The organism is Burkholderia sp. IMCC1007, from assembly GCF_027257875.1.
Lineage (GTDB): Bacteria > Pseudomonadota > Gammaproteobacteria > Burkholderiales > Burkholderiaceae > Burkholderia.
The window spans coordinates 150,601-173,694 of sequence record NZ_JAPVQY010000008.1 but is presented as its reverse complement, the minus strand read 5'-3'; the positions used below and the strand labels follow the sequence as shown (position 1 = coordinate 173,694).

The following is a 23,094-nucleotide window of genomic DNA, read 5'->3' as shown; positions in this document are numbered from 1 at the left end:
GGCGCGGCCAGCACGTTCTACACTGGTTCCAACAGCGCATCCGATCGGTCGCGATGCGCACTGGCGGGAGAAAGCCATGAAAAGCAGAACGACACGGCTGTTGAGGATACTGTCCGACATCCGGCACGCGCAGCGCTGCACCGCGCTGCGCGCCGCCCGGGCGGCAGCCGAAGCCGACGCGGTGCTCGCGGAGCACGACGATCCGAAGTCCGACGAACGCGACGACGACGAACCCGACGATCCGAACGCCGTCCCCCGCTCCCGCATCGGCTCACCTCACTGACGTCACCGCAGCCGCGCGGCGCCTTCCGTGCCGCGTGCGCGCCGTCCGCCGCCGCTTACGCGGCCGCGCCGCGCCATCGCGCGAACCACGTTCCCGAACCCGCCACGGCGATCATCAGTCCGACCGCGCATGCGTCGGCCACGAGGCCCACGCCGAGATGCCGCAGCTCGACGCCGTGCGCGACCGGGTGCAGCAGCGAATCGATGACGAGTGAGATCGCGGCACCCGCGACGAAGCAGATCAGCCCGCGCTGGCCGACCGTGACGACCGGCTGCACCGCGCGCGCGAGCCGGGCGATCCAGCCGTAGCGCACGAAATCGGCCATCAGCCATGCGATCGCCGCGAAGCTGACGATCCGTGGCAGTGCGAGATCGCGCTTGAGCACGCCTTCCGGCACCGGCAGCCCCGACAGCAGCTTGTAGCTCGCGCAGCCGATCACGATCGCGCATGCGACGCCGGTCGCCGCGGCGCCCCAGCGGCCGAGTGCGATGCGCCGGTAGACGGGCTGGCAGCGCGCCAGCACGCCGGCGACGAACATCAGTTGCCACGCGAACGGATTGAAGCTCCAGCGGAACCCGTCGGTGTCCAGCAGTTCCGGACCGAGCCAGCCAGCGGCGAGCCACGACGCCGCGCTGAAGCCGACGAGCAGCCACGGATGGCGGCGCGCGAACGGTACGATCACCGGCGACGCGAGCGCGAACAGCACGTACATCGGCAGCACCGCCGCGAGATACGGCTGGCGCTGGAACGTCAGCAACTCGGCGAGGCCGGTGAGCGGCGACGCGAGCATCACGCTGACGTCGTCAAGCGCGAGGTTCGGCGCGTCGATCCCGCAATGGTCGAGCACGACGGACGCGACCAGCATCAGCGTCGACGTCGCGAGAAACGCGCGGTAGATCTGCATCGCGCGGCGCACGAACCGCCGCTGCGCGGCACGCGGGCCGTGCCGGTCGGCGATCGCGCCGTACGCACTCGCGGTCGCGAAGCCGCCGAGGAATACGAACACCTCGGCCGCGTCGCACAGCGCGAACGCGTGGAGCGTCACGCGCGACAGCACGCTCGCGCCGATGTGGTCGACGACGATCATCAGCAGCACGATTCCGCGGAAGAAATCGACTTCGATCAGGCGGCCGCTGCGCGCGGGCGGAACCGGAGCCGAGGGTGGCGCGCTCAACGACATGAGCGCACCTGCGCGGCGAAGGCGCGGTATGCGCCGGTGGAACAATCGGAAAGAAGAGGGCGAGCGCCGTCAGCGGCGATACGCGTATGCTCGCATCGCGCCGACCCGGCTGGCCCGGCACGGAGATGACCGTTCATGGAAAAGCTGCATACGAAGAGAAGACGGTCAGATCAGTCTAGCGGTCGCGCGGGGATACCCTCAGTAACAAAGTGCAACGGAATCTTCGGTTCGATTACGAGGATGACAACGGCGATACAGAATTGGCAGCGTGGCCAGCCTGATGTCAGCGCGATGCCAGTTCGACGACAGCATCGCCAGATTCGACCGAAGGAACGCGGGATACGCCGCACGCTGCGCGCTGCGTCCGCGTCGTGCGTGACGACGCTCAGCCGCGTGCGGGCAGGCGCCGCATCAGCATGGCGCTGTGCCACGCGGTCAGCGCGACGGCGACCCAGATCGGCCCGTACGTCGCGAGCTGCGCGACGCTCAGCGTCTCGCCGAGCAGCAGCAGCGACACCGCGACCAGCAGCACGGGCTCGACGTAGCCGAGGATGCCGAACAGCGCCATCGGCAGCATCCGGCTCGCCTTCAGGTAGCTCGCGAGCGCGAGCGTGCTGAGCACGCCGAGCCCCGGCAGCAGCACGGCCCACAGCAGCGAATGGCTGGCGATCGGCGTCGGGCTCGTCGACACCATCGCGAACGCGATCGGACACAGCAGCACGATCTCGAGCGCGAACGCGGCCAGCGAATCGGCGTTGATTCGTCGGCGCAGCACGAAATACGGCGGATAGCCGAGCGCGACGACGAGCGTCGGCCACGCGAACGCGCGCGTCGCCCACACCTCGTGCGCGACGCCGAGCGCCGCGCACGCGACCGCCGCCCACTGCAGCGGATCGAGCCGTTCGTGATAGTAGTAGCGGCCGACGAGCACCATCGTCAGCGGCAGCAGGAAATAGCCGAGCGATACTTCGAGCATGCGCCCGTGCAGCGGCGCCCACAGGAACAGCCACAGCTGCAGGCCGAGCAGCGCGGCGCTCACCGGCAGTGCGATCAGCAGGCGCCAGTCGCATACGCTGCGCCGCACGAGCTCGACGAGCGCCGGCCAGCGGCCGCGCAGCGCGATCAGCGCGAGCGCGCCCGGCGCCGTCCACAACACGCGCCACGCGAAGATGTCGAGCCCCGTGAGCGGCGCGAGCAGTTTCGCGTACACCGACATCAGCGCGAACAGCGTCGACGCCATCGCCGACAGCATGAGGCCGCGCCCGGCCTCCGGATACCCCGTCATGTTGTTTTCGCCTTACTGCTGCTGGAAACGTTCGAAGCGCTTTTCGATCTGACGCTCCTCGAACGTCACTTCGGTCACGCGCGCGGACGGCGGCCCGTGGCGCAGCCACGCGAGCATCCGGTCGATCTGCGCGCCGGGGCCCTGGATCATCGCCTCGACGCTGCCATCCTCGAGATTCGCGACCCAGCCGCGCAGCTTCAGCGCATGCGCCTCGCGCACCGTCGCGTGACGGAATCCAACGCCCTGCACGACGCCGCGCACCCGCACGTAGTAGGTCTCGATCCGTTCGTCCAGTTCATTGCGGCTCATCGCGTCGCCCTCCCGTAGTGCATGCCATTCAAGCCCGGCATTGTAGTCGCGTCGGCGGCTTCGCACACGGGTGCGGCGGGCGGTGCAGTGCGGTGCGACTTGGCGCGGCTCGGCGTTCGGCGCTGCTCGGCGCTCGGCGCTCGGCGCTGCTCGGCGCTGCTCGGCTCGGCTCGGTGCGGCTCGGTGCGGCTCGACTCGACTCGACTCGACTCGGCTCGGCTCGGCTCGGCTCGGCTCGACTCGGCTCGGCTCGACTCGGCTCGGCTCGACTCGACTCGGCTCGACTCGGCTCGACTCGGCTCGACTCGGCTCGACTCGGCTCGACTCGGCTCGGCTCGGCTCGGCTCGGCTACTCGGCTACTCGGCTCGACTCGGCTCGACTCGGCTCGGTGCGGCTCGGTGCGGCTCGGTGCGGACGGTGCGGCCTGGTGCAGCCCGGCGCGCCCGCCCGCGCGGCACTCGCGTCGCCGCCTGCGCCGACCACGTACAATCTCGCCGACGCACAACTGCCGCGCCGCTCGCGCGCGGCCCTGAAGGAAACGCATGACTGATACCTCCCGCGATCTCGTTCTCGTCACCGGCGCGTCCGGTTTCGTCGGCTCGGCCGTCGCCCGCATCGCGCAGCAAAAAGGCTATGCGGTACGCGTGCTGGTGCGCCCGACCAGCCCGCGCACGAACGTCGCGGACCTCGACGCCGAGATCGTGACCGGCGACATGCGCGACGAGACGTCGATGCGTGCCGCGCTGCGCGGCGTGCGCTACCTGCTGCACGTGGCCGCCGACTACCGGCTGTGGGCGCCGGATCCGGACGAGATCGAGCGCGCGAACCTCGAAGGTGCGGTCGCGACGATGCGCGCCGCGCGCGCCGAAGGCGTCGAGCGGATCGTCTACACGAGCAGCGTCGCGACGCTGAAGGTCACGAGCGCGGGCGATCCGTCCGACGAGAACCGGCCGCTCACGGCGGAACAGGCGATCGGCGTGTACAAGCGCAGCAAGGTGCTGGCCGAGCGCGCGGTCGAGCGGATGATCGCCGACGAAGGGCTGCCGGCCGTGATCGTCAATCCGTCGACGCCGATCGGCCCGCGCGACGTGAAGCCGACGCCGACCGGCCGCATCATCGTCGAAGCCGCGCTCGGCAAGATCCCCGCGTTCGTCGATACCGGGCTGAACCTCGTGCACGTCGACGACGTCGCGCACGGCCACTTCCTCGCGCTCGAGCGCGGCCGGATCGGCGAGCGCTACATCCTCGGCGGCGAGAACCTGCCGTTGCAGCAGATGCTCGCCGACATCGCGCAGATGACGAACCGCAAGGCGCCGACGATCGCGCTGCCGCGCTGGCCGCTCTACCCGCTCGCGATGGGCGCGGAAGCCGTCGCGAAGTTCACGAAGAAGGAGCCGTTCGTGACCGTCGACGGGCTGCGGATGTCGAAGAACAAGATGTATTTCACATCCGCGAAGGCCGAGCGCGAGCTGGGCTACCGCGCGCGTCCGTACCGCGAAGGGCTGCGCGATGCGCTCGACTGGTTCGGCTCGGCCGGGTACCTGAAGTAACACAAAGCGGCGTGCTTCGCGCCGCATTGCGCACTTTGTTACACGTCGCTGAAGGTCCGGCACCGGCGCAGCGGTTAAAATCGCGGGTCTTACGCAGAGAAGACACGCATGAACCTGAACGAACAGATCGATTCGCTCAACGCGGGCGTCGATCAGCTCCTCCACGATCACCACGCCGCGCAGCAGGCGGCACGCAGCGCGGAAGCATTCGCGCGCGCCGCCGCGGCGGAAGCCCGGGCCGCCGCCGAACGTCACGCCGCGGCGGAAACGGAAGCCCGGGCCGCCGAGCAGCGCCACGCGGCTGCCGCCGCGCAGGCCGAGGCCGCGCAGCAGCGCCATGCCGACGCGACCGCCACGGCCGAAGCCGCCGCCCAGCGCCACAACGACGCAGCCGCGCAAGCCGAAGCTGCGGTCCAGCGTCACGCTGAAGCGACCGCGCTGACCGAAGCGCTCGCGCAACGTCACGCGGATGCCGAAGCCGCATCGCAGCGTCATGCGGCCGCGATCGCCGAAGCCGAGGCGGCCGCCCAGCGTCATCACGCCGCTGCGATCGAGGCGGACGCCGCCGCGCAGCGCCATGCCGTCGCCGCGGCCGAGGCCGAAGCCGCCGCGAAGCAGCATGCGGACGCGACCGCCGAAGCCGAAGCCGCGACGCAGCGCCACGCCGCCGCGATCGCCGAAGCCGAAGCGCTCGCGTTGCGTCACACGCAGGCCATCGCCGAAGCGGAAGCTGCCGCGAAGCGTCACGTCGACGCTGCGGCCGAGGCCGAAGCCATCACGCAACGCCACGCCGACGCGATCGCGCAGGCTGAAGCCGCCGCGAAGCAGCATGCGGACGCGACCGCCGAAGCCGAAGCCGTCGCGCAGCGCCACGCCGAAGCGATCGCGCAGGCCGAAGCAGCCGCCGAGCGCCACACGAAGGCCATCGCCGACGCGGAAGCGCTGGTCGAAGCCGTCGTGAAAGAAGCCGCGGCGACGGCAGCGGTGCCGGCAGTTGCAACGGCAGCGGCAGTCGCCGCCGAAGTCGTCGAAGTCGTCGAACCGGCGGCCGAGCCGGCCGGGGATTCGGCCGCACCGGTGGCAGCCGATGCCGCCGAAGCAACCGCAGACAAATCGACGCTGCACGTCGCGCGCCCGTCGCAAAACGAGCTGACGCTGACCATCAACGGCCAGTCGATCACGCTGCATCCGGAGCAACTGGGCCAGCTGATCGAGGAACTCGCGCATGCGCGCGCGTCGATGCAGCCGGAACCGCCGCCGGGCATCCCGGCCGGCTGGCGCTTCGTAACGACGAAGAACCCGATGATGGCCGTGCAGAAGCAGTCGAACGGCGACCGTCTGCTGGTCGCGCGCCACACCGGCTACGGCTGGGTGCCGTTTACGTTCTCGCCGGACGTCGTGGTCCAGATGTACATGATGCTGACGCAGCGGTAGCCACGCGCAACCCCGCCGCAAACGACACAGCCCGATCGGTTCGCACCGGTCGACCTGCACCCCAAGGGCCGGATTGAAAAATTCGGCGCTTGGGGTGTTTTTCATGGCGACGAGAATCTAACAGACTTTAACAATTCGACGTCATTCACTCCGATAAGACAAGTCCGATATCAAACGCGACATATCTGTTGATCGCGGTCGTATTCGACTCACTTCGAAGTTACTGGCAATACATTAAGTCCTATACAAAACAATCTTTAATCATCAAAAAAAGACGTCATGCCTCTGTGCATGAACGCGCGTTGAGTAGACCAAGGAAAAAGTTCATTAAACTACCCAAAGCACGCTCTCTCCGACCAGGGGACCTGCGTTGCCGCACTCCGCTCGCATCAACCCAGTAGCAGATCAATGCTGTTAGACCCTGAGAGCGTCCGCCTTCGGACGATGCGTTATTTCCTGAAATATATATTCAAGAATATGACAAAGGTCAAAAGACTGCCTTACTACCGAATAAGCCCTTCGGTGCTCCCTTTTACTGCGCCAACGTGGAAGGCTCATGTTGGTTCGCAAGGATGTGTGCCAATCAACACGCCGCAATGCATCTCGTATGCTCGACTTGCACCGGGCGAAGCCTCTCCCTCACCGCCCAAACGCACCCCTGAACAGATCAAGGCCGAGGCGGCATTCCAGAAGCTCCTTGCAGCGCAACCCAAAGCGCCTCCCAAGCCACCTGCGCCACCTGAAGATGCTGACGCGGAGGAACATGACAGGATTCCAGAGTTTGACTTGCAGGATGTTCCGACTGCCATGGAAAAGATGGGTTGGTTTAAGGCTGCCAAACTTGCCAGAAGGTGGTTCGCCGGTCCCACTCACATCTACAACGACAAACCCGACTCTGAACAACCTTTAGATGACACCACCATCACGCTCAACTGGGTGTTGAAATACGGCAAGGTCAAAGACAGATTAAATGAGTTGCTCACCGAGGATATTTACTCGGAAAAAGCACTTTCCACCATAAAGAAAAAAATCCACCAACACGTCACCACGATATTTACGGAAACGACCAGCCAAAGTCCAAATCTTAGCTTCGAGACGGTTATCGATACTGACATCAGGCAGTTCCATATAAATTGGCAAAGTCAGAGAAAGAAAATCACTACCTTTGATACGCTTAGCGGGACGACCTTGACCGATCTGTCTGCCACGCTGGGGAATTTTCTCATCTACGCAGCCATTGGAAAGGTAGAAATCATCAATGAAAAATTCTTCAAATATAAAAAACAATCCCACGAATACTGCATCGACTCCGTGGCAAAACTTACTCACATCTACATTTATCTAAAGGACAACTATTCCTTCAATGACGACAACCCATCCAAGAGCCAGTATCTTGGACATTGGAATAAAACCGGAATGATCACCTCTTATTTAGAGGCAGCAAATGACTTGCTCGGTCAAGTTAAACCGAGCCTGAAAATTAGAATGAATGGCGACAGAATTGAAGTAAACACAATCAACTGGGACTACCTATCAGTCAAGAAAGAAGTCAACAAGCCAGTTGATACGAGACGAGGTTTCTTTGGAAAATTGATAAAGAAGGATGTATACTGGCCAATATACAATCGAACCTATAATGAGTGGAGAGAAAAGCACAATAGAGGCGAGGATTTTATGATTTACAGCAAACCTCAACTTTTCAAGCTCGCGAAACCCATTATCATTAAATTGGGAATAATATGCCGTCCGTACAACAGTATTTCTATCGGTCAGCAAAAAACATTCTCCTGATCGCCGCCTCGATTGTTGCTCTAGTGATCGCATGCTTGGTCATCGACTGGTTTCTACCAAACAGCATGCACAACGGGCTCACCATCTCCTCCCTTTACTTCATCAACGAGATAAGCATTGCGACCCTTACTTTGAGCGCACTGTTTTTTGGATATAGGGCATACCGCGTCTACAAGACAGAAAAATCCTTCCGCCATGAGCTTCTCAAGATGGTGCCAGCGACCATTTTTTGGCTCATTCTCGCTTTTTGCGTGACGGGTCTTTTTACAGGAAGCAACAGTTACAACTGCACAAAGCACAACTACAATCAGCAATTGAACGGCGGCATCAAAGAATTTCAAGGAAAAAAATATACGATCAATATCTGCGGAAGCGGTGTTAATAACAACCACTTCTTCGGCGATAGCCTGGATTCCGTTCAACTGACCGTCCAGGATGAACAAGGCCGAATTCAGGTCAAAAGGAATTACAAGGTGTTTTGGGACGGTCGGCCCGGTCACGAACCTCTCGCGATTGGCGCCAATAGCATCACCTATCAAGATGACGAGAAGCAAATCGATCATACAATCGACATGCCACCGTCTCTTATTGAAAAGGTTAAAGCACGCCTTCCCCTCTTCAATTGAGAGAGACCGACCACGCGACGCACACCGCTTGGCCGGGATCAGTTCGACAGCGTGACACGACCACGCAACCCCGCCACAAACGACACAGCCCGATCGGCTCTCACCGATCGGGCTGTTTGCTTTCCGAAGTCCTCAAACGCACCAGCCGGCCCGCGCCGGCCGCCGCTCAGCGGTCCACCGGCGCCTGCACGCGCGCCTTCCACTGGCCGCCCTTGCCGCGCCAGTAGCGCCACGCGGACGCGAACGTCGCGCCGACGTAGAACAGCGCGACGAGCGGCAGCGCGGGTGCCCACAGCGGCGAGCGTCGGTAGTAGCGCAGCATCGGCGCATACGCGGTGCACATCGACGCCCATGCGAGCCACGCCGGCCATGCACGCGCGCCATACGCGAGCGCGGCGACCGGCGGCACGAGATAGATGATCGCCATCCCGAGCAGCGTGCCGGCAAGCAGCAGCGGCGAATAGTGGAGCTGGGTGAACGCGGTGCGCGCGATCATGTTCCAGATGTCGCGCCAGCTGTCGTACGGACGCAACGACACGCTGCGGTCGGCCAGGTCGAGCCGGATCGGATGCCGGCCGCTGCCGCGATGCTTGATCTGCGCGGCGAGGCTGCAGTCGTCGATCAGCGCGCCGCGGATCGATTCGATGCCGCCCGCCTCCTCGAGCGCGGTGCGCTTGACGAGCATGCAGCCGCCGGCGGCGCCGGCCGTCCGGTTGCGCGGATTGTTGATCCACGAGAACGGATAGAGCTTCGCGAAGAAGAACACGAAGGCCGGGATCAGCGCCTTTTCCCAGAACGAGTCGCAGCGCAGCCGCACCATCAGCGACACCAGATCGCGCTGCTCGGCCTGCGCGCGCGTGACGAGTTGCGCCACCGCGTCGGGCGGATGGCCGATGTCGGCATCCGTCAGCAGCAGATAGTCGGCCGGCAGCCCGAGCGTACGCACCGCCGCGATGCCCTGCGACTGCGCCCACACCTTGCCCGACCAGCCGGCCGGCAGCGGCTTCGCGGCCAGCACCGTCAGCCGTTCGGCACGGTTGATCGCGAGCGCGGCCGCGCGGGCGGCGTCGGCCGTGCCGTCGTCGCTGTGGTCGTCGACGATGATCAGGTGAAACTCGCCCGGATAATCCTGCTCGAGCAGCGACGTCGCCGCGCGGGCGATCACGTCGACCTCGTTGCGCGCCGGCACGACCGCGACGACGGCCGGCCAGCCGGCTTCGGCGGCAGCGCCGCGCGCGTCGGGCGGCAATGCCCCGGCCGGACGCGCACGCCAGAAGCCGCCGCGCGCAACGAGCAGCACGATCCAGATCAGCAGCGACAGGCCGGACACCAGGAAGGTAATCGCGAGCATCATCGGCACACCTCCTGCCGGGGGCGGGTCCGCTGAATCGGGGTCGGAGTGAAAACGCCCAAAGCCGCGCGGGCGGCAGGGCAATACGCGTAAGAATCGACGGTCATCGAATGGCCTTGAAATGAGCGCGACGCCGGGCAGCCGGACGGGCCGCCCGCAAAACCGCGCAGTTTACCGGGTTCCGCGCCCGTGAGCGCCGGCGGGGCTCTGCGGCGATTGCAACAGTGCGGATACAGGACCAAAGCACGGACGGCCCGATAGAGTTAAAATGCGCGACTAATTCGGGGTTCCGAGGCCTGGCTTGGCCGGTTCGTGTCCTGCCTTCATAACATCAAGCCGGGGCGAGCGGGCGGTGCCAGCTCCTCGAACCCCGGCGTCTGTCGTCGGAGTTCGCTCACTTATGCGAGTCATCCTTGCCCAGCCCCGCGGCTTTTGCGCGGGGGTTGTCCGTGCGATCGAGATCGTCGATCGCGCGCTGCAACAGCACGGCTCGCCGGTCTATGTGCGTCATGAAATCGTGCATAACCGGCATGTCGTCGAAAATCTGCGTAATAAAGGGGCGCGATTCGTTGAGGAGCTCGACGAGGTGCCGCATGGCGCCGTGGCGATCTTCAGCGCACACGGTGTCGCCCAGACGGTCGAGCTTGATGCGCAAACGCGCGGGCTCGACGTGCTCGACGCCACCTGCCCGCTCGTGACGAAAGTGCACGTGCAGGGCCGGCAATATGTGGCGGCGGGCCGCCGGCTGATCCTGATCGGCCATGCGGGCCATCCGGAAGTCGAGGGCACGATCGGCCAGATTCCGGCCGAGGTGATCCTCGTGCAGAGCGAGGCCGAAGTCGGCACGCTGACGCTGCCGGTCGATACGCCGGTCGCCTACGTCACGCAGACGACTTTGTCGGTCGACGACACGCGCGGCATCATCGAAGCGCTGCAGCGCCGGTTCACCGACATCGTCGGCCCGGACACGCGCGACATCTGCTACGCGACGCAAAACCGCCAGGCCGCCGTGCGCGAACTGAGCGAGCAGGTCGACGTGCTGCTGGTCGTCGGTGCGACGAACAGCTCGAACTCGAACCGCCTGCGCGAGATCGGCACCGAAAGCGGCGTGCCGAGCTATCTCGTCGCCGACGGCTCGGAAGTGAAAGCCGAATGGTTCGCGGGCGTGCAGACGGTCGGCCTGACCGCCGGCGCGTCGGCACCCGAGGAAATGGTTGAGGATGTAATCAGTGCGCTGCGCGCGCTGGGGCCCGTCGATGTCGCGACGATGGCGGGCCGCGAAGAAAAAGTCGAATTCAAGTTGCCGGCGAAGCTTACGCAAGCTGTCGCCCGCGAAGTTTAAGGAGGACATCTCTTGTCTATTCCGCTGCTCCAGCAAGTCCGCGTCGGCGCATACATCATGCGCCAACACCTGTCCGGCAACAAACGCTATCCGCTCGCGCTGATGCTCGAGCCGCTGTTCCGCTGCAACCTCGCCTGTAACGGCTGCGGCAAGATCGACTATCCGGACCCGATCCTGAACCAGCGCCTGTCCGTCGAGGAATGCCTGGAAGCCGTCGACGAGTGCGGCGCACCCATCGTGTCGATCGCCGGCGGCGAGCCGCTGCTCCACAAGGAGATGCCGGAAATCGTCAAGGGCATCATGAAGCGCAAGAAGTTCGTGTACCTGTGCACGAACGCGCTGCTGATGGAAAAGAAGATGGACGACTATCAGCCGAATCCGTATTTCGTCTGGTCGGTCCACCTCGACGGCGACAAGGAGATGCACGACCATTCCGTGTCGCAGGACGGCGTGTACGACAAGGCGGTCGCGGCCATCAAGGAAGCGAAGCGCCGCGGCTTCCGCGTGAACATCAACTGCACGCTGTTCAACGATGCGATCCCCGAGCGCGTCGCGAAGTTCTTCGACACGCTGGGCCCGATCGGCGTCGACGGCATCACCGTGTCGCCGGGCTATGCGTACGAACGCGCGCCGGATCAGCAGCACTTCCTGAACCGCGACAAGACGAAGAACCTGTTCCGCGAAATCCTGAAGCGCGGCGAAGGCGGCAAGCGCTGGTCGTTCAGCCAGTCGTCGCTGTTCCTCGACTTCCTGGCCGGCAACCAGACGTACAAGTGCACGCCGTGGGGCAATCCGGCGCGTACCGTGTTCGGCTGGCAGAAGCCGTGCTATCTGGTCGGCGAAGGTTACGTGAAGACCTTCAAGGAACTGATGGAAGACACGAACTGGGACAACTACGGCGTCGGCAACTACGAGAAGTGCGCGGACTGCATGGTCCACTGCGGCTTCGAAGCCACCGCCGTGATGGACACGATCTCGCATCCGCTGAAGGCGCTGCGCGTGAGCAAGAAGGGCATCAAGACCGACGGCCCGTTCGCGCCGGACATCTCGATCGCGAAGCAACGCCCGGCCGAGTACGTGTTCTCGCACCACGTAGAGATCAAGCTCGAGGAAATCCAGCGCGCCGGCAAGGGCAAGCTGCAGAAGCCGGCGAAGCCGGCAACCGCGGCTTAAGCGCATTTCGCTGCGCGGGGGGGCACGCCTTCCCTTCGCGCACGCGGGCAACGAAGAAGCGCCACGGAGTTCGCTCCGTGGCGCTTTTGTTTTGTCGGCAGCCGTCATGGGGCGACGCGTGCGGGCGTGCATGAGCCTGCGCACGAACGCCGGGCGCCTAGTGCTTGGACTCCGCCGCCGCAATCAGTTGCCACGCGGTCGGCCCGCGATCGAGCAGCGGGTCGGACGGCGGGTCGAGATCGTGCTGATGCTCGTCGTCGGCAGGCAACGTCTGCGACTCCGCGATGCCGATTTCGTCGCCGCACACGGTGCACCGATAGATGCCCGCCACCGTCACCTTGCTGCCGGGCAGCAGGTCCTCACTGAATGCGCGGCCGCTTCCGCACGTGAAGTAGCCGCCGATCCTGTATAGCGCCATCACGCCTCCTGACCGAAACGAATGCGTTCGCGTCGACACGCACGATCGTCGAGAACGCGAAGATGGATCGTCGTCGCCCGAACGCGCGCAGGCTGCCGTGACGATTCTGGACGGCGAGAATCGGCCTCACGGGCCGGTCGCGTTGCGGCCGCTCAATGCAGAACGGCCCGTTCCCGCATCTTCGATGCCGCGTGCTCGACCAGTGCCGGCTGCCCGGCCGATGCGAACGTGCACACGTGATCCCACAGCTCGGCCAGCCGATGCCGCGTGAGCGTCGCGACGCATGCGTCGTTCGCGGCGAGCACGCGTTCGAGCACCGCGCATTCATCGTCGTGCAGCGTCCATACGCCGCTTTGCGCGGCGCGCGCCACACTCGCGTCGAGCACGCGCTCCGCGTCGACGCACAGATCGACGCTTGCATCGGCGCATACGTGGTCGTCGAGCGCGAGGAACACCAGATAGACACTCGTGCGCAACCGCATCAGCAATGTTTCGCTGCCGTGCTCGCCGCGCAGCGCGACGAGCGCCATGTGGCATTTCAGCGAGATGTCGCGCACATGCGCGGGTGGCAGCGGCAGCAGCCACTCACGCGTTAGCGGCGCATGCCGACGGCTTTTTCGGACACCCTTCATGATTCGCACTCGCTTGCGGACGCATCGTCCGCGATCACGACCGGCCACGCCGTGCGGCACGCAGCGGCGCTGCGGCTCGCGTCAGGCCGGACGTTCGCCCGGCTCCGGGCGCCGCACGCATCGGCTCGCCGCCACGTCGCACGTTCACCGTGAAACCGGCGCGGTGCCGCCGCGCGCAACACGTCGGGGAATCGGTTCGGGCATCCCATACTCGCCTCCCGCATCAGAACGTGTTCTCGCCCTTCAGGTAGTACGCGGTCTTCACGAAGAACGCCTGCACCGGATGGCCGCTCTGCGCGGCGCTGGCCGCGCGCGCTTCCATCGCGGCCTTCTCCTCGCGCGAGCGGTCGGCCACCGGGTTCCTCACGCGCTCCAGTGCGCGCTGCATCGCGAGCGGATAGTTCTGATTGCCGGCCGACGTCGCGCGAAAACCGGCGCGCGTCATCTGCATCAGCTGCACGTCGGTTTCGGCGCGTGCCGCCGACCAGGTCAACGGCGCGACGTTCTGCCATTCGGTATCGGCGGCCTGTGCGAAGCTCACGGCGGGCAGCGCGGCAAGCGTAACGGTCAGGGCAGCAAGGGAAACGAGGGATCGCATCATGGCCTCCAGTTGGTTGCGTTCGCATCGATCGTCGTCGATGCCGTGCAACCATCGTAGGTCGCGTCGCAATGCGCTTGAATAGCCGATTCCGCAATTGATATTTTCAGTGCGAAAGGCCGGGCCGCGATCCGCGTGCGTCGCCAATGCTGCCGAACCGGAATTTCTCTATTTCATTCAATTACCTGATCGCGTTTTTCCAGATGATTCGCAGTCGCGCATCGCGCGCTTTTTCAGTTTTTGAAATGACATATTGCCGGTGCAAGAATCGGCCGCAGCCCGTGCCGGCGCGGCTTTCGACACGCTGCGATGCGTGCGGACATGAGCGGAATAAGCGCCACGATGCATGCCGAACGTTCGGACACATGCGCCGTCCATCGCGCCGAAATCCTGCTCTGCGACAAGACGTGTCCGACAAGGAAGCGCGATAATTGCGCATCGGCCGTATTTCACGGCTCTCACGCATGCCCTTTCTTCTCGAGTCCCGCCATGGCTGCCATCGACACCACTGCCATCGATAGTTGGCACGCACACGTCTACTTCGACGCCGCGAGCCGCGATGCGGCCTGGGCGTTTCGCCTGATCGTCGAAGAGCGATTCGGCGCGATCATCGAACTCGGCCGCTTTCACGAACGCCCCGTCGGCCCGCATCCGGCGTGGTCGTACCAGATCGCGTTCGGCACCGCGCAGTTCGACACCATCGTGCCGTGGCTCGTGCTGAATCACGGCGCGCTTGATATCTTCCTGCATCCGAACACCGGCGACGATCTGCGCGACCATCGCGACAGCGCCGTGTGGATCGGGAAGTCGTATGAGCTGAATCTCGGGGCGCTGGGGGGGTGACCGGCTGACCCGCGCGTGCACGCTTCGGACCGCGTTGAAACGTCTCCCGGCGTCGCGTCGATAGGCGGAGACGGCCTACGCCCTGTCGTACTGCCCTGCGCACGACGAGTACACGCTACATCCGCACGCGAGCCGGGCCGGTTCGAATACCAACGGTCGGCCATTCATGGCGACCGAACCGTCGCCTCCGGATACCAGCGGAAATTTGCCGTTGTGGGTCGGACATTGAGCGTGGTCACCTAACACGCACTGGCGCGCCCCGTTCACCGGAAAGCCAGTGGCCTCAATCATGACGCCACCGCCGGAATGACTGTCGCCCAATCGTATTGCTCCGCCAGCCATCGTAAGCTCCTTGTATTCATCGATATTGCGCCGGGTGGCTTGCCAAGAGCCAAGCCTCGCAGCCGGTATTGACAAGGTCTGATTGCCATCCGGGTTTCCGGCAGCCTGAACCTTGATTCCCGGGAAAGTCCGTCACATTCCGGCTGGCAAGGCGTGCGGATCACGTTCACTGACTGTGGCGAGATAGCGCTCGAGTAATTCGTCACGCTCGGTGACTTCGCCAGGCCATCCTCGGTGAACTTCATGGTTACCGTCTTCTGTGCCGGCCCCGTGGCGCCATCGATAGCGTGGCGGAACTCATCGTCGGCACGCGCACACTGAGTTTCCGCAGCGGCGGTATCCCAATGCACGAGAGCTAGAACCATCACAGCCCTGGGGGGAATACGTGTGGGTCGCGCTGCCGCACTGCGGCCAGGTAACGGTCGAGCAATTCGTCGCGCTCGGTGATCTCGCCCGGCCGGCAAGTAATCGCGGCGTAGGGCGTTTGCATCAACGGGTGGTCGATGGTCGTCGGATTAGGCAAGCCCAGCAGGTCGCGTAAACGAAGGACGGCCAAAATTTCAGTCGGATGCACCGCCAGGAACACGGAACCAAACTCGAAGTCCTTCGACAGAGCATTCGCCTCGCGCTCGGTCACCGCAATGCGCTCGATGTGTGTGTCGCATGCCAGCAGCAGCACCGGCAAGAGTTTGTCCGGGTCCGGGTCCCGCCAGTGCGCTACGAGTTGCCCCCACGCCGGGTCGCGAGGCAACGCATGCTTGTCCAAATCCAGCGGTGTTTCCAGCCAATCGCTGACAACGGACAAGCCGAAGGCTGCATAGCGCAGCGTGCTTCTTATCGGAGGATTATGTCCATCGCACACACCATAATCTCCATTTACACCATCCAAAACAACCTTATAAAATTGTTTTGCAAGGAAAGACTGCCCTGTCGCGATCGCTCCCAACATGGTATGCGTCACCGAATCCAGGTCGCCTATTATTAACCCACCTGAACTTCGGTTATTTATAATCCCCATCATATCGTGAAATAGCTGCCGCTCGAAACCAAATACCATGTGCCTTCTGGCTGATGAAAATTGATTTTCCTCAGCCTCCAATAAACCCTTACTCAACTCGATCATTGCATATCGGGACAAGTCATTATTCGCCAAAGGAAAATGACTTGAGCCTGATATGTATTGCTCTAATCTTCCTGCGGGAGGCCAGTTATCGCCCGCCCACTCCCTCACTTCAACCAAAACTCGATCAAGTCTAGATTTTTTCATGCTCCCACCTTTCTTTACCATACATTGAGTTGAACACCAGATCCATTTCCCACAAGCGGGTTCAGTCTCCCACTGCTATCGAAGAACACCTGTGCATGCAGATGATTTATCTTTCCCATTGATGTTGCATCCCTTATAGCCTGGACTTTTTCCATTGCATGGCGATCAACATCCAACATGCCACTTCTCTTCCAGCCCTTAATTTTTTTATCTATCTTATATAAAATATCTGCGACTTTACCGGAACCTGTTTGCTGCGTTTTATTGAAGCCTGGAGTTCTCACCATTCCCAACGTCGCCTTCGTCTCCATCACCAGCAACGTATCCTCGGTGAACTTCATGGTTACCGTCTTCTGTGCCGGCCCCGTGGCGCCATCGATAGCGTGGCGGTACTTATCCAGCGGCACCCTCACGGTGAGTTCCGGCGGTGGCGGTACCCAGACCAACATATCTAGACCGTGGCCGCTCTTGTTGGTCAGCCCCAGGCGGTGAGGAACTCTAGGGTCGCTGCTGTAGCCGAGAATCTGCTTGGCATCGAAGCCCCACTTTTCGATCATGGTGGCGGCAAGGGCCTCCTCGCCGGCGTCGCCCACAACCTTGGCGATCTTGCCTACCACCGCGTCTATCGGACAAGTCCGAAATTTCGCTACGATATTTCCCTTCCAACGATGTTGGGCTACTTCAACCGGCGCGTTACTGCGGCTTCTGCGCACCCCACCATCAGGAGTCCATGTGAAACATGGATACTGGTTTCGCGCGCACGGGCTGCGACGGGAAGATCGTCGTGTTTCTACCTGTGCGTGGCCCCAGCCCTCCACGCCTCAAGTAAGGTGCTCCATTCGTCCACCACGATCGCCTCGTTGCTTCCGCCGGGAGTCCATTGCAGCCCGATCGCACCGGCCCGAACGCCGTTTTCGTTGAGCGAGGCTGCAAAGTAGTCTCCAGCCATGCTCGGATGAGCCGAGCGCGATCGCGCCCGTGGGAGGGGACATCCACGTTTCGTCCCGCGCTGAAACGTCCGGCGGCGCTGCGTCACTACAGTGGCTCCGTTATCCACGCTTGCCGGAACCCCGCCATGACCCACGCCGACACCGATGCGCACCGCATCCATGAAAACTGGCACGCGGCCGTCGTCGCACGCGACCTCGACGCGCTGATGCCGCTGTACGCGGACGACGCGATACTCGAAACGCCGCTCGTCGTCGTCACGCTGCCCGACCACGGCGGTGGCGTGCTGCACGGCAAGGCGGCGATCGGCGAATTCTTCGCGGCGGCCCTGCGAAACCCCGCCAGCCAGCTCGGGCGCTGGTACCGGACGGGCCTGTTCTTCTCGAACGGCCGGCAACTCGCGTGGGAATATCCGCGCGCGACACCCGACGGCGATCAGGTCGACCTCGTCGAAGTGATGGATCTGCGCGACGGGCTCATCGCCCATCATCGCGTCTATTGGGGATGGGTCGGCTTTCTCGCGCTGCGAGCCGCTTCGCGTGCCGCGGACCGCGCATGACGGCCGCCGCACCGATCGCCGCACCGACCGCGGCGGCGGCGCGCCGCGTGCTCGCCGCGACCTGCGTGAGCTACACGCTCGTGCTGCTCGACGCGTCGATCGTCAACGTCGCGCTCACCGACATCGCGCACACCCTCGGCAGCCACGTGGCCGGCCTGCAGTGGATCGTGAACGCGTACACGCTCGCGTTCGCGAGCCTGCTGATGACGGGCGGCACGCTGGGCGACCGGCTCGGCGACCGCACCGTCTATGTCGCGGGGCTGGCCGTTTTCGTCGTCGCATCGGCGCTGTGCGGCATCGCGCCGACGCTCCCGGCGCTTGCCGCCGCCCGCGCGCTGCAGGGCGTCGGCAGCGCGATGCTGGTGCCCTGCTCGCTCGCGCTGATCAACCGCGCGTTTCCGGAACCGGCCGCGCGCGCATCGGCGATCGGCATCTGGATGGGCTGCGGCGGTATCGCGATGGCGTCGGGGCCGCTGATCGGCGGCCTGCTGATCCACCTGTTCGGCTGGCGCAGCATCTTCTTCGTGAACCTGCCGCTCGGGCTCGCCGGTATCGCGTTCGCGCGCACGATCGCACACGGCGCCACCGATGCGTCGCGGCACTTCGACTGGGCCGGGCAGGCGGCGGCCATCATCGCGATCGCCGCGCTGATCGGCACGCTGATCGAAGGGCCGTCGCTCGGCTGGCACACCGCGCCGATCATCGCCGGTGCGGTGACCAGCGTGCTCGCGTGGATCGCCTTCATCGCGATCGAAGCGCGGCGGCGCGATCCGATGCTGCCGCTCGCGTTCTTCCGCAACCGGCTGTTCGCGGGATCGACGTGCGTGTCGATGGCGTCGGCGTTCGTGTTCTACGGATTGCTGTTCGTGCTCAGCCTGTTCTATCGGCAGATCCGCGGCGCGACGCCGCTCGACACCGGTCTGGCGTTCCTGCCGATGACCGCGATGGTCGCACTCGGCGGGCTCGCCTCCGGCCGGCTCGTCGCGCGCTTGGGCACGCGGGCGACGATGTGCGCGGCGTTCGGGCTCTATGCGGCCGGCGCGCTCGGCATGATGGCGATCGGCGCGGCGACGCCCGCGTGGGCCGCCGTCGCGCCGCTGCTCGCGATCGGTTTCGCGTCCGGATTCATCTCGCCGGCCGCGACGGCGCCGGCGCTCGGGACGATCGATCGACGCAGCGCCGGTGTGGCGGCCGCCGCGCTGAACGCGGCGCGGCAGAGCGGCTCGGCGCTCGGTGTGGCGATCTTCGGTGCGTGCATCGGCATGCTGCAGCCGTTTCCGGTCGCGATGCGCGTCGCGCTCGGCATTGCGGCCACGCTGTCCGCGCTTGCCGCGGCGACGTGGTGGCTGGCAACCCGGCCCGCGGCTGCGAGCGACGCACGGCCGAGCCGATGCAGCGTGCCGGGCGCAGGTAGATGAACGGCGAGCGAACGCGCGTTACCGGATCAACGCGGCGCGCCGCTCACGCGACATACAGCGCGACACTGACGAACTGGCACAGGCTGCCGGCCAGCACGAAAAGATGCCAGATGCCGTGCCCGTGGCGAATACGCTCGTCGTTGATGAAGAAGTAGATGCCGGCACTGTAGATCACGCCGCCGCCCACGAGCCATGCGGTGCCGACCGGCGGCAGCGCGTGGATCAGCGGGCGGAACGCGACGAGCGCGAGCCAGCCCATCAGCACGTACAGCACCATCGATACGATGCGTGTGCGCCGCCCGAGCGTGAGTTCCTGCGCGATCCCGAATGCGGCGAGCCCCCAGCTGACACCGAACAGCGACCAGCCCCACGGGCCACGCAGCGTGACGAGCGTAAACGGCGTGTAGCTGCCCGCGATCAGCAGATAGATGGCCGAATGGTCGCACTTCTGCAGGATCGCCTTGAGCCGCGGATTGCGCACGCTGTGATACGCGGTCGAGATCCCGTAGAGCACGATCAGCATTGCACCGTACACGCTGAAGCTCACGATCTTGTAAGGATCGCGGTCGAGCGCGCCCATCGTCACCAACGCGACCAGCCCTGCCACCGACAACACCGCGCCGACGAGATGGGAAATGCTGTTGAAACGCTCACCGACATGCACGACGGATTCTCCTGCGCGGATTCATCGAAAAAAAGAGAGTCATATGATACCGGTGGGCCGACCGAGCCGCGCTGAAGCCGGTCAAACGCTGCGGCGACGGCCGCGCGACACGTGTCATCCGCCCCAAAAGAAAAAGCGCCGCGAATTCCTTCGCGGCGCTTCCTGGTCCGACACCGGCCGGCCTTACCGGACGGCTGCCTCGGCCCGGTTCAACAGCACTTCCCTGCCCCCGACCCGTACCGTGCGTTCTGACGTTCGCGGAAAAATTCCTCGTACGTCATCGGCTCCCGGTCCGGATGGGTCTCACGCATGTGCGCGACGTAGGTGTCGTAGTCGGGCAGGCCGACCATCAGCCGCAACGCCTGCCCGAGGTAACGCCCTGCGCTGCGCAGATCGCTGCCAAGATCGCTGAACATCGCGGCCTCCGGTTATCGGCCGCTGCCGAGCGCCTGCGCGGCCGGCATCGGCTCGTACGGCGTCTCGCGCACGGTCGGCTTGGACTCGCGGCGCGCACGCAGCACGGCAATCACGCCGTACACCGCGATCGCCACGACGACGAAGATGAACAGCCCGGCCAGCGCCGCATCGATGTAGTCGTTGAAGATGATCCGCTTCATCTGCGCGATCGACTTCGCCGGCGCGAGCACCTTGCCTTCGTCCACCGCGGCCTGCAGCTTCGCGGCGTGCGCGAGGAAGCTGACCTTCGGGTTCGCGTCGAAAATCTTCTGCCAGCCGGCCGTCAGCGTGCAGATCAAGAGCCACGCGGTCGGCACCATCGTCACCCATGCGTAGCGCTCGCGCTTCATCTTGAACAACACGACGGTGCCGAGCACCAGCGCGATCGCGGCGAGCATCTGGTTCGAGATGCCGAACAGCGGCCACAGCGTGTTGATGCCGCCGAGCGGATCGACCACGCCCTGGTACAGGAAGTAGCCCCACGCGGCCACGCACAGCGCGGTGGCGACGAGGTTCGCAGGCAGCGACTCGGTGCGCTTGAGCGCCGGGTGGAACGTGCCGAGCAGATCCTGCAGCATGAAGCGGCCCGCACGCGTGCCCGCGTCGACGGCCGTCAGGATGAACAGCGCCTCGAACAGGATCGCGAAGTGATACCAGAACGCCATCATCGCTTCGCCGCCGATCACCTGGTGCAGGATGTGCGCCATGCCGACGGCCAGCGTCGGCGCGCCGCCCGCACGCGCGATGATCGTCGTTTCGCCGACGGCCTTCGCGGTTTGCGTGAGCATGTCGGGCGTCAGCACGAAGCCCCATTGCGTGACGGTGTTCGCGACCGCTTCCGGCGTCGAGCCGAGCACGGCGGCCGGCGCGTTCATCGCGAAGTAGATGCCCGGTTCGATCACGCAGGCCGCGACCAGCGCCATGATCGCGACGAACGATTCCATCAGCATCGCGCCGTAACCGATGAAGCGCGCGTTGGTTTCGTTGTCGATCAGCTTCGGCGTCGTGCCCGACGAGATCAGCGCGTGGAAGCCCGACACCGCGCCGCACGCGATCGTGATGAACAGGAACGGGAACAGGTTGCCCGACCACACCGGGCCCGTGCCGTCGACGAACTTCGTCAGCGCGGGCATCTTCAGTTCCGGTGCAACGACCAGGATGCCGATCGCGAGGCCGAGGATCGTGCCGATCTTCAGGAACGTCGACAGATAGTCGCGCGGCGCGAGCAGCAGCCACACCGGCAGCACCGACGCGATGAAGCCGTAGCCGATCAGGATCCACGTGAGCTGCGTGCCGCTGAACGTGAACCACGCGGCGAGTGCCGGCGAATCATGCACGGTCTGGCCGAACGCGATCGATGCCATCAGCAGCACGAAGCCGATGATCGACACTTCGCCGATGCGGCCCGGACGGATGTAGCGCGTATAGACGCCCATGAACAGCGCGATCGGAATCGTCGCGGCGACGGTGAACGTGCCCCACGGCGAATTGGTCAGCGCCTTCACGACGATCAGCGCGAGCACCGCGAGGATGATCACCATGATCAGGAACGCGCCGAACAGCGCGATCACGCCAGGCACCGTGCCGAGCTCCATCTTGACGAGGTCGCCGAGGGAGCGGCCGTCGCGGCGCGTCGAGATGAACAGCACGATGAAGTCCTGCACCGCGCCGGCGAACACGACGCCGGCCAGGATCCACAGCATGCCCGGCGTGTAGCCCATCTGCGCGGCGAGCACGGGGCCGACGAGCGGCCCGGCGCCGGCGATCGCGGCGAAGTGATGGCCGAACAGCACGTACTTGTTGGTCGGTACGTAGTCGAGGCCGTCGTTGTACTTGACCGCCGGCGTCATCCGCAGCCCGTCGAGCTGCATGACCTTGCTGGCGATGAAACGGCTGTAGAAGCGATACGCGATCAGATACACGCAGACTGCGGCGATCACGATCCAGAGGGCACTGACACGCTCGCCGTGCGCGAGTGCGATCGTGCCGAATGCGAACGCGCCGAGCAGCGCGACCGCGATCCATAGCAGGGTACTGGAAGCCCGATTCATGGCGTCTCCTGGTCTCCAATGTGTTTTTGAGTGGATGCGGCGAGGCGCCGAACCCGCGTGACGTCGATGCGTCGTGCCGCGTCTCGCGAAAGCCGCAGCTGTGGGCCGTAGTATTCCGCGCGATGGGGCAGGCTTACAAGCGCACAACTACGTATGCAGGGCTACGTAGAATTACGTAGATGCAGGTCGTCTCGCGTCACGGGCGCCGTCGGTTTGCATAAATTTGTTCCCAAATTTTGCATAAATTTGTTCTCAGCCCCCCTCGCTCACTTTATCGAACACCACCTCCAGTGGAGTCCGGCGAACTAAAAGGGGGATGCTGGAACATGCATGTACCGCTCAAAAGTATGCGCCAGTCTGCATGCCATTCAACATTTGAGTGATGAGGGCAATACCGTCAGGACTGTGGAGATAGTCAACGGGTTTGCGCCCACCGAGCGCCGGTATAGCGGATTGAAGCCAGTCGTTCAGCCAGGCCCTCGCGTCGAAGCCATCGGGATCGCCAGACTCCTCAACCATTCGCTGAACTTGCCTGATCAAATTGTCCAAAACATCCGGTGGGATCTCCGACGG

Annotated in this window: 25 protein-coding genes; 11 read left to right on the top strand and 14 right to left on the bottom strand. The window is 64.2% G+C overall.

Annotated elements, in window-relative coordinates:
- Positions 1–76: 76 nt before the first annotated feature.
- Positions 77–283 (top strand): hypothetical protein, encoded by a 207-nt coding sequence (locus O1Q03_RS10865; protein ID WP_269503323.1) that lies wholly within the window; start codon positions 77–79, stop codon positions 281–283.
- 55 nt (positions 284–338) lie between these two features.
- Here the strand turns inward: O1Q03_RS10865 and O1Q03_RS10860 are convergent, their stop codons facing one another.
- The 3 genes from O1Q03_RS10860 to O1Q03_RS10850 all read right to left on the bottom strand — a co-directional run bounded on the left by O1Q03_RS10860 (position 339) and on the right by O1Q03_RS10850 (position 3,057).
- A complete protein-coding gene (locus tag O1Q03_RS10860) occupies positions 339–1,463 on the bottom strand; it encodes an OpgC domain-containing protein (protein WP_269503322.1) in 1,125 nt (374 codons plus the stop codon).
- Positions 1,464–1,848: 385 nt separating this feature from the next.
- The gene (rarD, locus tag O1Q03_RS10855) at positions 1,849–2,748 is read right to left on the bottom strand and encodes an EamA family transporter RarD (RefSeq protein ID WP_269503320.1); all 900 of its coding nucleotides are present in this window, start codon (positions 2,746–2,748) and stop codon (positions 1,849–1,851) included.
- 12 nt (positions 2,749–2,760) lie between these two features.
- On the bottom strand, positions 2,761–3,057 hold the full coding sequence (locus O1Q03_RS10850; protein ID WP_040140867.1) for an acylphosphatase: 297 nt from the start codon (positions 3,055–3,057) through the stop codon (positions 2,761–2,763).
- Positions 3,058–3,149: 92 nt separating this feature from the next.
- Between O1Q03_RS10850 and O1Q03_RS10845 the strand changes: the two genes are divergently transcribed.
- The 5 genes from O1Q03_RS10845 to O1Q03_RS10825 all read left to right on the top strand — a co-directional run bounded on the left by O1Q03_RS10845 (position 3,150) and on the right by O1Q03_RS10825 (position 8,459).
- On the top strand, positions 3,150–3,608 hold the full coding sequence (locus tag O1Q03_RS10845) for a hypothetical protein (protein WP_269503317.1): 459 nt from the start codon (positions 3,150–3,152) through the stop codon (positions 3,606–3,608).
- A complete protein-coding gene (hpnA, locus tag O1Q03_RS10840; RefSeq protein ID WP_124826714.1) occupies positions 3,601–4,608 on the top strand; it encodes a hopanoid-associated sugar epimerase in 1,008 nt (335 codons plus the stop codon). The genes O1Q03_RS10845 and hpnA overlap by 8 nt, the downstream gene beginning before the upstream one ends.
- Positions 4,609–4,716: 108 nt before the next feature.
- A complete protein-coding gene (locus tag O1Q03_RS10835; protein WP_269503315.1) occupies positions 4,717–6,042 on the top strand; it encodes a phage tail protein in 1,326 nt (441 codons plus the stop codon).
- 408 nt (positions 6,043–6,450) lie between these two features.
- Positions 6,451–7,833: a DUF6402 family protein gene (locus O1Q03_RS10830; RefSeq protein WP_269503313.1), complete on the top strand. Its 1,383-nt coding sequence runs from the start codon at positions 6,451–6,453 to the stop codon at positions 7,831–7,833.
- Entirely contained in the window at positions 7,782–8,459 is a 678-nt protein-coding gene (locus O1Q03_RS10825) for a hypothetical protein (RefSeq protein ID WP_269503311.1), read from the top strand. The genes O1Q03_RS10830 and O1Q03_RS10825 overlap by 52 nt, the downstream gene beginning before the upstream one ends.
- A gap of 166 nt (positions 8,460–8,625) precedes the next feature.
- Here the strand turns inward: O1Q03_RS10825 and O1Q03_RS10820 are convergent, their stop codons facing one another.
- Positions 8,626–9,813: a glycosyltransferase gene (locus O1Q03_RS10820; RefSeq protein WP_269503310.1), complete on the bottom strand. Its 1,188-nt coding sequence runs from the start codon at positions 9,811–9,813 to the stop codon at positions 8,626–8,628.
- A gap of 397 nt (positions 9,814–10,210) precedes the next feature.
- Here O1Q03_RS10820 and ispH point away from each other — a divergent pair, with 397 nt between their 5' ends.
- Together ispH and hpnH are read left to right on the top strand one after the other, a co-directional pair.
- Entirely contained in the window at positions 10,211–11,152 is a 942-nt protein-coding gene (ispH, locus tag O1Q03_RS10815; RefSeq protein WP_269503309.1) for a 4-hydroxy-3-methylbut-2-enyl diphosphate reductase, read from the top strand.
- A 12-nt stretch (positions 11,153–11,164) separates the two neighbouring features.
- Positions 11,165–12,325 carry an adenosyl-hopene transferase HpnH gene (gene hpnH / locus O1Q03_RS10810; protein WP_269503307.1) on the top strand — a complete coding sequence of 387 codons (1,161 nt, stop codon included), beginning with the start codon at positions 11,165–11,167 and terminating at the stop codon, positions 12,323–12,325.
- Positions 12,326–12,482: 157 nt separating this feature from the next.
- Here the strand turns inward: hpnH and O1Q03_RS10805 are convergent, their stop codons facing one another.
- The 3 genes from O1Q03_RS10805 to O1Q03_RS10795 form a co-directional block, all read right to left on the bottom strand.
- Entirely contained in the window at positions 12,483–12,743 is a 261-nt protein-coding gene (locus tag O1Q03_RS10805; protein ID WP_269503305.1) for a hypothetical protein, read from the bottom strand.
- Positions 12,744–12,895: 152 nt separating this feature from the next.
- On the bottom strand, positions 12,896–13,375 hold the full coding sequence (locus tag O1Q03_RS10800; RefSeq protein WP_269503303.1) for a hypothetical protein: 480 nt from the start codon (positions 13,373–13,375) through the stop codon (positions 12,896–12,898).
- Positions 13,376–13,598: 223 nt separating this feature from the next.
- Positions 13,599–13,973: a hypothetical protein gene (locus tag O1Q03_RS10795; RefSeq protein WP_269503302.1), complete on the bottom strand. Its 375-nt coding sequence runs from the start codon at positions 13,971–13,973 to the stop codon at positions 13,599–13,601.
- Between the two features lie 489 nt (positions 13,974–14,462).
- On the opposite strand from O1Q03_RS10795, the gene O1Q03_RS10790 reads away from it, so the two are divergent.
- On the top strand, positions 14,463–14,816 hold the full coding sequence (locus O1Q03_RS10790; RefSeq protein WP_269503300.1) for a DOPA 4,5-dioxygenase family protein: 354 nt from the start codon (positions 14,463–14,465) through the stop codon (positions 14,814–14,816).
- A gap of 75 nt (positions 14,817–14,891) precedes the next feature.
- On the opposite strand, the gene O1Q03_RS40160 is transcribed toward O1Q03_RS10790, so the two are convergent.
- The 3 genes from O1Q03_RS40160 to O1Q03_RS10780 all read right to left on the bottom strand — a co-directional run bounded on the left by O1Q03_RS40160 (position 14,892) and on the right by O1Q03_RS10780 (position 17,042).
- Positions 14,892–15,158: a PAAR domain-containing protein gene (locus O1Q03_RS40160; RefSeq protein WP_442865778.1), complete on the bottom strand. Its 267-nt coding sequence runs from the start codon at positions 15,156–15,158 to the stop codon at positions 14,892–14,894.
- 364 nt (positions 15,159–15,522) lie between these two features.
- Complete coding sequence (locus tag O1Q03_RS10785) at positions 15,523–16,281, bottom strand: hypothetical protein (RefSeq protein ID WP_269503299.1); 759 nt, start codon at positions 16,279–16,281, stop codon at positions 15,523–15,525.
- A gap of 158 nt (positions 16,282–16,439) precedes the next feature.
- Positions 16,440–17,042, bottom strand: a complete 603-nt coding sequence (locus O1Q03_RS10780; protein ID WP_269503297.1) for a hypothetical protein — start codon at positions 17,040–17,042, stop codon at positions 16,440–16,442.
- Positions 17,043–17,500: 458 nt separating this feature from the next.
- Here O1Q03_RS10780 and O1Q03_RS10775 point away from each other — a divergent pair, with 458 nt between their 5' ends.
- Positions 17,501–17,932: a nuclear transport factor 2 family protein gene (locus O1Q03_RS10775; protein WP_269503296.1), complete on the top strand. Its 432-nt coding sequence runs from the start codon at positions 17,501–17,503 to the stop codon at positions 17,930–17,932.
- On the top strand, positions 17,929–19,350 hold the full coding sequence (locus O1Q03_RS10770) for an MFS transporter (protein WP_269503294.1): 1,422 nt from the start codon (positions 17,929–17,931) through the stop codon (positions 19,348–19,350). Before O1Q03_RS10775 ends, O1Q03_RS10770 begins: the two co-directional genes overlap by 4 nt.
- Positions 19,351–19,393: 43 nt before the next feature.
- Here O1Q03_RS10770 and trhA read toward each other — a convergent pair whose 3' ends face one another.
- From trhA to O1Q03_RS10750, 4 genes are all read right to left on the bottom strand, one after another.
- Positions 19,394–20,014 (bottom strand): PAQR family membrane homeostasis protein TrhA, encoded by a 621-nt coding sequence (gene trhA, locus O1Q03_RS10765; protein ID WP_269503293.1) that lies wholly within the window; start codon positions 20,012–20,014, stop codon positions 19,394–19,396.
- Positions 20,015–20,223: 209 nt separating this feature from the next.
- The gene (locus tag O1Q03_RS10760; protein WP_006480280.1) at positions 20,224–20,430 is read right to left on the bottom strand and encodes a YbdD/YjiX family protein; all 207 of its coding nucleotides are present in this window, start codon (positions 20,428–20,430) and stop codon (positions 20,224–20,226) included.
- A gap of 12 nt (positions 20,431–20,442) precedes the next feature.
- The gene (locus tag O1Q03_RS10755) at positions 20,443–22,521 is read right to left on the bottom strand and encodes a carbon starvation CstA family protein (protein WP_269503292.1); all 2,079 of its coding nucleotides are present in this window, start codon (positions 22,519–22,521) and stop codon (positions 20,443–20,445) included.
- A gap of 339 nt (positions 22,522–22,860) precedes the next feature.
- Entirely contained in the window at positions 22,861–23,040 is a 180-nt protein-coding gene (locus O1Q03_RS10750; RefSeq protein WP_269503423.1) for an MbcA/ParS/Xre antitoxin family protein, read from the bottom strand.
- Between the last annotated feature and the right edge of the window lie 54 nt (positions 23,041–23,094).